General features: G+C 68.3%; 7 protein-coding genes and 1 pseudogene. 2 read left to right on the top strand and 6 right to left on the bottom strand.

All coding sequences use genetic code 11. The features are described from left to right. Window positions 1-284: 284 nt before the first annotated feature. Genes ACDELDRAFT_RS15085 through ACDELDRAFT_RS15070 form a run of 4 tightly spaced genes read right to left on the bottom strand, consistent with a single transcriptional unit; the run spans window position 285 to window position 3,285 of the window. Window positions 285-1,067, bottom strand: coding sequence for an SDR family oxidoreductase (locus ACDELDRAFT_RS15085; RefSeq protein ID WP_005798319.1), 783 nt, complete (start codon window positions 1,065-1,067; stop codon window positions 285-287). 27 nt (window positions 1,068-1,094) lie between these two features. Continuing rightward, window positions 1,095-1,712 (bottom strand): LPS export ABC transporter periplasmic protein LptC, encoded by a 618-nt coding sequence (lptC, locus tag ACDELDRAFT_RS15080; protein WP_005798317.1) that lies wholly within the window; start codon window positions 1,710-1,712, stop codon window positions 1,095-1,097. Next, window positions 1,709-2,290 carry a KdsC family phosphatase gene (locus ACDELDRAFT_RS15075; RefSeq protein ID WP_005798316.1) on the bottom strand — a complete coding sequence of 194 codons (582 nt, stop codon included), beginning with the start codon at window positions 2,288-2,290 and terminating at the stop codon, window positions 1,709-1,711. The genes lptC and ACDELDRAFT_RS15075 overlap by 4 nt, the downstream gene beginning before the upstream one ends. Then, window positions 2,290-3,285, bottom strand: a complete 996-nt coding sequence (locus ACDELDRAFT_RS15070; protein WP_005798314.1) for a KpsF/GutQ family sugar-phosphate isomerase — start codon at window positions 3,283-3,285, stop codon at window positions 2,290-2,292. The genes ACDELDRAFT_RS15075 and ACDELDRAFT_RS15070 overlap by 1 nt, the downstream gene beginning before the upstream one ends. A 48-nt stretch (window positions 3,286-3,333) precedes the next feature. On the opposite strand from ACDELDRAFT_RS15070, the gene ACDELDRAFT_RS15065 reads away from it, so the two are divergent. Beyond that, a complete protein-coding gene (locus ACDELDRAFT_RS15065; RefSeq protein WP_005798312.1) occupies window positions 3,334-5,319 on the top strand; it encodes a monovalent cation:proton antiporter-2 (CPA2) family protein in 1,986 nt (661 codons plus the stop codon). A 323-nt stretch (window positions 5,320-5,642) separates the two neighbouring features. Here the strand turns inward: ACDELDRAFT_RS15065 and ACDELDRAFT_RS15060 are convergent, their stop codons facing one another. After that, the gene (locus ACDELDRAFT_RS15060; RefSeq protein WP_005798311.1) at window positions 5,643-8,705 is read right to left on the bottom strand and encodes an EAL domain-containing protein; all 3,063 of its coding nucleotides are present in this window, start codon (window positions 8,703-8,705) and stop codon (window positions 5,643-5,645) included. A gap of 191 nt (window positions 8,706-8,896) precedes the next feature. Between ACDELDRAFT_RS15060 and ACDELDRAFT_RS15055 the strand changes: the two genes are divergently transcribed. Beyond that, window positions 8,897-9,451, top strand: a complete 555-nt coding sequence (locus ACDELDRAFT_RS15055; protein WP_005798309.1) for an adenine phosphoribosyltransferase — start codon at window positions 8,897-8,899, stop codon at window positions 9,449-9,451. A 51-nt stretch (window positions 9,452-9,502) separates the two neighbouring features. On the opposite strand, the pseudogene ACDELDRAFT_RS15050 reads toward ACDELDRAFT_RS15055, so the two are convergent. Beyond that, a pseudogene (locus tag ACDELDRAFT_RS15050) lies at window positions 9,503-9,695 on the bottom strand (hypothetical protein); the annotation flags it as partial.

The following is a 9,695-nucleotide window of genomic DNA, read 5'->3' as shown; positions in this document are numbered from 1 at the left end:
GGGGCGAAAACAGCAAGCTCCCTTGTGCTGCCGGCGACGAGCGGCAGAATCTGAGGGTCACGCCATCAGGGCCACAGGACCGCGCAAGTCACGATTGACACCACGTTGGGCACTTGCAGGAGCCCGCCTGCAGCCCGGCGCCGCCAAGCCAAGGCCACAGCCGTGGACCACGGCATTGAAAGGCGCCAGCAAAAAATGCAATAAATCACCACATCCGCCGGCAGTGCCTCTGTAGCCTCGAGGACGAGCGAGCACCCTGCCCGGTGAGGCCGGCGTGCAGGCCGCTAGCCGGTGTCGCCCGCGCGGCGCTTGCGGGGGCGGCCTGCCAGCAGCCGGTCGAACAGCGCGTTGGGCAGCAGGCGCAGCAGCTTGGCGACCACGCCCATCTGCCACGGAATGACGCGATAGCTCACCCCCGACATGATCGCCCGGCAGGCCCGTTCGGCAAACGCGTCGGCCGACATCAGGAACGGCATGCCGTAGCGGTTCTGGCGCGTGAGCGGCGTGTCGATGTAGCCGGGCGAGAGGGTCACCACGCGCACCCCGTGCGGACGCATTTCGCCGCGCAGGCTTTCGCAGTAGCTGATGACGGCAGCCTTGCTGGCGCAATAGGCCCCATGCCCCGGCAAGCCCCGGATGCCGGCCACGCTGGCAATGCCCACCAGGGTGCCACCGCCCCTTTGCACCATGGCCTGCACAAAAGGCTGGAACGTGGCCGCCATGCCGATGTTGTTGGTAGCGAAGGTGCGCGCCATCACCTCGATGTCGGCGCCCATGGCCGTGTCCATGCCCACGCTGATTCCCGCATTGGCCACCACCACGTCGGGCAGCCCCTGGCGCACCATGCAATCCTGTCCCGCCGCCATGATGCTGGCCGGCACGGACACATCTGCACTATAAATCTGATAGCTATCTGTGCTTATTTCTTGAGCGCTGGCCCATGATTCGATCTCAGGCGTGCGCCGCGCCACCAGCGCCAGCCGGAAGCCCTGCCGGTAAAAGCGCAACGCCAGTGCCTGGCCGATGCCGCTCGAGGCACCGGTGATGTAGACGAGAGGGGCGTGCATGGTGCGGTCAGTGTGTGGCGAACGGCTTTACCGCGCCGCACCGGGCATCAGCACGCCGCGCACACGCCCACGCAGCTGCAGCACCTGGTCGAGGTGGTCGTATTCCATGGCGTCTGCAGTGAACCGGTCATTGCCCCGGGTGAGCACCACCGGCTGGTCCGATCGCACCCGCTCGGTCTGCGTGAACGCATGCAGGAACTCGCTGCGAAACTCCATGCGCGGCTGGGCCTTGCCTGCGGCCCCTGGCGCCGCCTCGCGGGTGACAATGGCGTTGCCGAAGAGCTGAACCTCCGAGCCATCCGCGTTGCTGAGGGCCCGGTCGGCCGTGGCAAGCGTGAGCACCCCTTGCGGCGTGACCGAGCGCATGCGCGCCTGGTCGATCTCCAGGGTGTCGTTGTCGGCAAAATGGCGCGCCATGTCGCCCTTCACCTCGCTTTGCATCCGTCCCGTGGCATCGAAGCTCTTGACCGAGAAGGTCTTCATGAAATAGTCGGGCTCATGGGCATTGCCGGGTGCGGCCGCCGGGGCCACGGGGGCCGGGGCATTGCGCACCAGCCACCAGGTGCCCAGTGCCAGCAGACCCATGAGCAGGATGGGCAGGTACAGCGAGAGGCGCTCCCAGCCCTGGCGCAGGATGGGTTTCATCGCGTGTAGTCCGCCAGCAGGCTGGCATAGCGGCCACTGGATACCAGCAGCAAATCGCAGAATTCACGCGCGGCGCCGTCGCCCCCCCGTGCCGTTGTGACGTAGTGCGCAGCATGGCGCACCTCGGCGTGGGCATTGGCGGGCGCGCAGGCCAGGGCGCAGCGGCGCATCACGGGCAGGTCGGGCCAGTCGTCGCCCATGGCAGCGGCCTGCGCCCAGTCCAAGCCCAGCCCCGCCAGGATCTGTTCAGCAGCCGGGCGCTTGTCCTCGGTGCCGAAAATGGCGTGCACCACGCCCAGGGCCTTCAGGCGCAGGCGCAGCGCCGCCGAGTCGCGGCCGGTGACCACGGCCGGCGTGATGCCCGCCTTTTGCAGCAACTTGATGCCGTGCCCGTCCAGGGTGTTGAAGCGCTTGAGGGTTTCGCCGGCTTCGCTGAAATACAGGCTGCCATCGGTGAGCACACCGTCAACGTCAAAAAAAGCCACGCGCACCTCCTGCGCGTGCAGCAGCAGCGTGGGCTCGAAATTCAGCACGGGCGCCTGCGCGTGCGATAAAGATCCTGCGTTGCGGCTTTCCATCAGATCACCTTGGCGCGCATGAGATCGCGGATATGGACCACGCCTTCGAGCGCCCCGTCTGTGCCGACCACCAGCACGCTGGTGATGCCGTGGGATTCCATCATCTCCGCAGCGTCGACGGCCAGCGCATCCGCTGCAATGCGGCGCGGCTTGGCATGCATGACCTCGCCCGCCGTGGCCGTGCGCAAGTCGGCGCCCGCTTCGATGCGGCGGCGCAGATCGCCGTCCGTGAAGATTCCCAGCACCTGCCCGGCGCCATCCACCACGGCAGCGGCGCCCAGGCCCTTGGCACTCATCTCCCGCATCAGTTCGCTGAACGAGGCATCCGGCGGGACACGGGGAACCGCTTCGCCCGAACGCATCACATCGCTCACATGCGTCAACAGCTTGCGGCCCAACGCGCCGCCGGGGTGCGAGCGGGCAAAGTCCTCGGGCCGGAAGCCGCGCGCGTCCAGCAGGGCCACGGCCAGGGCGTCGCCCATGGCCAGTTGCGCCGTGGTGCTGGCGGTGGGCGCCAGGTTCAGCGGGCAGGCCTCGCGCTGCACGCTGCAGTCCAGCGTGAGATCGGCGTGGCGGGCCAAGGTGGACTGCAAGCCGCCGGTCATGGCGATCATGGGCACTCCCAGGCGCCGCAGCACCGGCAGCAGCACCGTGAGTTCGCCACTTTCTCCGCTGTTGGAAATGGCCAGCACCAGATCGTCGGCGGTCACCATGCCCAGGTCGCCGTGGCTGGCCTCGGCCGGGTGCACGAAAAACGCCGGCGTGCCCGTGGACGCCAGCGTGGCCGCGATCTTGCGCCCCACGTGGCCGCTCTTGCCCATGCCCATGACCACCACGCGCCCCGTGGTCTGCAGCACCCGCTGAACCGCCTGCACGAAGTGTGCGTCCAGGCGCGCGGCCATGGCCGACAAGGCCGCTGCCTCGATGTCGAACGTCTCCCGCGCGAGGCGCAGGACCTGATCAGGATCAAGAGGCGAAAAAGCGGCAGCAGTCATGCACGGATTCTATCGACCGGGGTGCATGGGCTCGGATAGCATCGCTGCATGTCCTCACTCGCCCTGACCCTGCTCTACCTTCTGGCCGCAGTGTTGGGCGTGGTGGCATGCCGCAGCCTCAAGCTGCCGCCGATGCTCGGGTATCTGGCGGCCGGCGTGCTGATCGGGCCCCATGCGCTGGCGCTGGCGCAGAACTCGGAAGGCGTGCGCCATCTGGGGGAATTCGGGGTGGTGTTCCTCATGTTCGCCATCGGGCTTGAGTTCAGCCTGCCCAAGCTGCGCGCCATGCGCCGCCAGGTGTTCGGCCTGGGGCTGATGCAGGTGGTGCTGAGCATGCTGGTGGTCACCCTGCTGGCCCTTGCGCTGTCGCACGCGGTGGGCGGCGTGTGGGAGATGGGCTGGCAGTCGGCCCTGGCGCTGTCGGGAGCCCTGGCAATGAGCAGCACCGCCATCGTCGTCAAACTCATGGCCGAGCGGGCCGAACTGGAAAGCGAACACGGCCGCCGCGTGATGGGCATTCTGCTGTTCCAGGATCTGGCGGTGGTGCCGCTGCTGGTGCTGATCCCGGCCCTGGGCTCGTCGCCCGACCACCTGCTGACAGCCCTGGGGCTGGCACTGCTCAAGGCGGCGGTGCTGGTGGGGCTGCTGCTGACGGGCGGGCAGCGCCTGATGCGCTGGTGGCTCACGCTGGTGGCACGCCGCAAGAGCGACGAGCTGTTCATGCTGAACCTGCTGCTCATCACGCTGGGCCTGGCGTGGCTGACGGAGCTGGCCGGCCTGAGCCTGGCGCTGGGCGCGTTCATTGCCGGCGTGCTGGTCTCGGAAACCGAATACCGCCACCAGGTGGGCACCGACATCCGCCCCTTCCACGACGTGCTGCTGGGCCTGTTCTTCATCACCATCGGCATGATGCTCGACTGGCACATCCTGGTCGATCGCTGGGCGCTGGTGCTGGTGCTGCTGGCGGTGCCGCTGGTGCTCAAACTGGTGCTCATTCTGGTGCTGGCGCGCGGCATGGGGGCGACGACGGGGGTGGCCCTGCGCACCGGGCTGTACCTGGCGCAGGCCGGTGAATTCGGCTTCGTGCTGCTGTCGCTCACGCTGGACAACGGGCTGGTGCAGCCCGCGCTCATGAACCCCATCCTGGCGGCCATGGTGCTGTCGATGCTGGCCACGCCGTTCCTCATCATGTACAGCAACCGCATCGTGATGAAGCTGGTGGCCAGCGACTGGCTGCAGCAGTCGCTGCAGATGACCACCATTGCCCGCAAAACCATCAACACCAGCAAGCACGTGATCATCTGCGGCTTTGGCCGCTGCGGCCAGAACCTGGCGCGCATGCTCGAGCGCGAAGGCATTCCCTACATGGCGCTGGATCTGGACCCCGACCGCGTGCGCCAGGCCGCCGCCGCTGGCAATTCCGTGGTCTACGGGGATGCCACCCGGCTGCAGGCGCTGATGGCGGCGGGCCTGGTGCGTGCCAGCGCGGTGGCGGTGACCTATCTGGACGTACCGTCGGCGCTCAAGGTGCTGGCCAACACCCGGGCCCATGCGCCGCAGGTGCCCGTGGTGGTGCGCACCCAGGACGACCTGCATCTCGACAAGCTCCAGGCTGCTGGCGCGACCGAGGTGGTGCCCGAGGCCATCGAGGGCTCGCTCATGCTCGCCAGCCACGCGCTGGCGCTGGTAGGAGTGCCCATGCGGCGCGTGCTGCGCCTGGTGCAGGACCAGCGGGATGCACGCTACAACCTGCTGCGCGGCTACTTCCATGGGGCCGACGACGACACACTGAACGAGCGCGAACAGGAGCGCCTGTCCACCGTCACCCTGCCGCCCGGGGCCAAGGTGATCGGCCAGCCCCTGGGTGAGTTGGCGCTGCCCGCCATCGGCGTGCGAGTGGTCAACCTGCGGCGCGGCGACGGCCACACCGGCGCAGCGGTGGGCGAGGCCGTGCTGGCCGCCGGCGATACGCTGGTGCTCTCAGGGCCGCCCGCCGCGCTGGCACTGGCCGAGGACAAGCTGCTGCGCGGATAGCCCAGGCCGGCCCGCAGGTGCGCACCGGGGCCCGCACCTGCTGCTCGCACGGCCAGGGTGACCGCAGCCAACAGCGGCATGCCTGCTGGCGGATCGGGCCGGCTGAAGGGCCGGGTGGGCCCGCCTGGTTGGGCGGGCACGCCAGGGTTGGAATACCGCCAGGCCATTTGCAGCCCCATGCTTATTCCCCGTGCCCCGCACGGTGCAGCGATGACCACCAGGGCAGCGCTCCGGTCGTCGGGCGCGCCTTTGCCCGCCTCTGCACGATATTCAAGCCAAATAGGCTTGTAGCGCTTATTCAAAAAGCGCAAGCAGCTATTGTTTCAGGAGCAAACCAGTGCTTCCGCCGGGCCCGGGCGACCCCACAGGTAGCCCTGGAATTGCCGGCAACCGTTGCGCAGCAGAAATGCGCGCTGCCCCTCGGTCTCCACCCCTTCGGCCACCACCTCCAGGCCCAGGCTGTGGGCCAGCGCCACGATGGTGCAGGCAATGGCGGCGTCGTTGGGGTCGGTGAGGACGTCGCGCACAAAGCTCTGGTCGATCTTGAGCTGGTCGAGCGGAAGGCGCTTGAGGTAGCCCAGCGATGAATAGCCCGTTCCAAAATCGTCCAGCGAAAACCCCAGGCCCACGGTGCGCAGGGCCTGCATCTTGAGGATGCTGTCCTCCACGTCGTGCAGCATCAGGCTCTCGGTCAGCTCCAGCTTCAGCCGGTGCGCGCTGGCGCCCGATTCGCGCAAGGTCTCCAGCACCTGCGCGACGAATTGGGGGTGGCGGAATTCCTGGGCGCTCACGTTCACCGCAACGCTCCAGCCAGCGGTGCGGGGGTCGCGGGCCCACTGCGCGAGCTGGTCGCAAGCCATGCGCATGACGCGCCGCCCCAGCGGCAGGATGAGCCCCGTCTGCTCGGCCAGTGCAATGAACTCGCCCGGCGGCACCATGCCCCGCTGCGGGTGCTGCCAACGCACCAGGGCTTCGGCGCCGAGCATGTCGCCCGCCTCGTTCACGACGGGCTGGTAATGCAGCAGAAATTCGTTGCGCTGCAAGGCCTGCCGGATGTCGCCCTCGAGCGCCGAGCGCGCGCTCGCGGCGGCCTGCATCGCCGGGTCGAAAAAGCACAGCGTGTTGCGCCCCAGGGCCTTGGCCTGGTACATGGCCATGTCGGCCCGCTGCAGCAGCTCGTGCACGGGCTCCTGGGCGTCGCGAAAAAGCGCGATACCGATGCTGGGCGTGCTGTGCACGTCGCGGTTGCCCACCTGGAACGGATCGTTCAGGGCACCGATGATCTTCTGGGCGACGGCCTCTGCCTCGGCAGCAGCCTCCGGCGCCGCGCCGTGCAGGCCCTGCAGGACCACCACGAATTCATCGCCTCCCATGCGTGCCACGGTGTCGGCGGCGCGCACGCAGGCCTGGATGCGCGCGGCCACCTGCACGAGCAGGCGGTCTCCCCATTCGTGGCCCAGGGTGTCGTTGATGGCCTTGAAGTTGTCCAGATCGAGGAACAGCAATGCGCCATGGTGCTCTTCGCGGGCGCACAGCGCGGTGGCGTGCGCCAGGCGGTCCAGCAGCAGCCTGCGGTTGGGCAGCGCCGTGAGTTCGTCGTAGAACGCCAGACGGCGTATCTCGGCCTCGGCCGCCTTGCGCTCGGTGATATTGCGCGCCACGCCCCGGTAGCCGGTGAACCGGCCCTCGGCGTCGAATATGGGCTCGCCGCTGATCGACACCCAGACCACCGTGCCGTCGCTCGTGGTGCGCTGCATCTCGAAGTCGTGGAACACCTCGTGGGCTTCCAGCTGCTGGCGGTGCTTGCGCCACTGGCCCTCGGCCACTGCGGTGTGCGGCAGCTCCCAGCGCGCCAGGCCGTAGTGCATCTCATCGGGCAGGTTTTGCGCGCGCTCGGCGCTGCCGTCGAACCGGACGAACCGGAAGTCCGCATCCTGCTCCCAGTACCAGTCCGAGGACAGATGGGTAAGGCTGCGCCAGCGGGCCTCGCTTTCGCGCAATGCCTGTAGCGTGCCCAGGTAGTCGGTCACGTCCGCGAAAGTGCGCACCCGCCCGCCCGACTCGAGCCGCCGCGTGCGCACCTCGAGAAACCGCCCAGCGCGCGTCTTGCGGACGTAGGTTTCCGGCACCTGCGGGCCGCCCGCATGCGCCGCGCGCTCCGATGCCACATAGGCGCGCGCCGGGGCCTCGATCAGCTCGTAATCGGTGCCGAAATCGCCACGCTCGGTCTGAAAGCGCACCACTTCCTCCACCGACGGCTGCCTTGCCAGCAGTTCCTCGGGCAGGTCGAGCAGTTCGAGGTAGCGCTTGTTGTAGACGCGGATGCGCCCCTCGGCGTCCACGTTGGTGATGCCCTGCGAAACGCTGGCCAGCGTGGCTTCGAGCGCACGGGTCTTTTCCGCCAGCAACGCGCTGGTGCGTGCGAGTTCGGATTCCACCCCACTGCGTGCCAGCTCGGCCCGCCGCGCCAGCTCGAGCTGCCCCACTGTGTTCAGCAGGGGCTGCAGGAATTGCACGTCGGCCTCGCTGTAACCGCCGGGGCGGTTGGCCAGCCCGACCATGGCCACGAACTCCCCTGCAGCGTGGATGGGCAGGCCCAGGTAGGCGTGGAGCGGCGGATGCCCGGGCGGCACCCCCGCGCTGCGCGGGTCGCTGTCCGGGTTGTTGCTGATGACCGGTTCGCCTGTAGCCAGCGCCGTCCCCACCAGCGTGTGCGGGCGGTCGAAAACCATGCCTTCCTGGGCGTGCCGGGCGTACAGGGCGCGCGAATCGTCGTCCCAGCTGATGTCGGTCATGGCATGCACGCGCAGGAACGGCTGCCCCTCCGGGGTGCGCTGCACCTGTCCCACCATGCCGAACGCACTGTCCGTCAGTTCCATGAGAGCCCGCAGCACCGTGTCGAACACGGCCCGGGGCGAGGTGCCTGCAATGAAGGTCGCCTGGGCCAGTGAGATGGCCTGCAGCAGGCTGTGCTGGCGGGCCAGCAGCGCCTCGGCATTCTGGCGTGCGAGCGCGCCTGTGCTGCGCTCGAGCGCCGCCTCGATCTGGGCGGGCAAGGCCAGCAGGTGGTCTCCCGACGGGCTCTGCACCAGAAAATCGCAGAAGCCGTGCCGCATGGCATGGGCGGCCTGTGCCTCCTCGCCCGTCGGCACCATGATCAGCACGGGAATGCGGCCCAGCAATTCGAGCGCATCGAACGCCGTGCCGTCGGCGAGTCGGGCCGCCGTCAGCGCGACGTCGGGCAGCCGGCGCGCCAGCAGGGGGCGGATCTGCTCCAGCGAAGCCGCCACCTCGACCCTCCAGTCCGACCACGCGTCGGCCAGCGCACGCACCACTGCATCCGCCTGGGTTGCGTCGCCTTCGATCAGTAGCACGGAGATGGGCATGGCCTGTCCGGGGGAACCGCAGGCAGGGGCCCCGCGGCACAACAAGAAACAAGAGTTACCCATTATGGGGGCGGCCCAGTGGCACGCAAATGATTACTGCGCCGACACAAGGCCGCACTCCTTACACTCCAGGGCGGCGCATTCACCTGCGCAGCGCACCTTCTTCTGCCCCGTTCCTTGCAATTGCCGCCATGCAGCCCTTCAACGTCAACGAATACCTTCGCCAGCACATCCGCACCGTGGCGGACTGGCCCGCGCCCGGCGTGCAGTTTCGCGACATCACCCCGCTGCTGCAGGACCCCAAGGTCTTTCGCGTGCTGATCGATGCATTTGTACACCGTTACATGGACCGCGCGCTACGGCCCGATGTGGTGGCCGGGCTGGATGCACGCGGCTTCATCCTGGGGGCCGTGGTGGCCTATGAGCTGAACGTGGGCTTCGTGCCGATCCGCAAGAAGGGCAAGCTGCCCTTCACCACCGTCGAGGAAACCTACGAGCTCGAATACGGCAGCGCCACGGTCGAGCTGCACACCGACGCCGTCAAGCCGGGCGACCGGGTGCTGCTCATCGACGACCTGATCGCCACCGGCGGCACCATGATGGCAGGCAAGAAGCTGCTGGAGAAACTGGGTGCCACGGTCACCGAAGGCGCAGCGATCGTCGACCTGCCTGAACTCGGCGGTTCGCAGCGGCTGCGCGATGGCGGCCTGGCGCTCTACACCCTGGTGGATTTCGCCGGGCATTGAGCCCGGCGCCCTGCGCTCCCGGCAGCGGCCGGGCACGGCGCGGCCGCAGGGTCAATTGAGGTCGCCGTACTGCGTGCTGCTGAGGTCGGGGAAGGCGCCGTCCGAGCCCGACATCACCGTGTCTTCGAACCCGGTGGGACGCGATGGCGACAAAAGAGGCCCCGAGCGCACCGGCACGCCCGGCTTCGCAGCCGCTGCGGGGGCCACCCGCGCGCCGGCCGCATCGGAAAGGGCACGCTTGAAG

The sequence above is a fragment of the Acidovorax delafieldii 2AN genome (assembly GCF_000175235.1).
Classification (GTDB): domain Bacteria; phylum Pseudomonadota; class Gammaproteobacteria; order Burkholderiales; family Burkholderiaceae_C; genus Acidovorax; species Acidovorax delafieldii_B.
The sequence above is the reverse complement of the archived record's forward strand: the minus strand, read 5'-3'. Positions and strand labels throughout refer to the sequence as shown.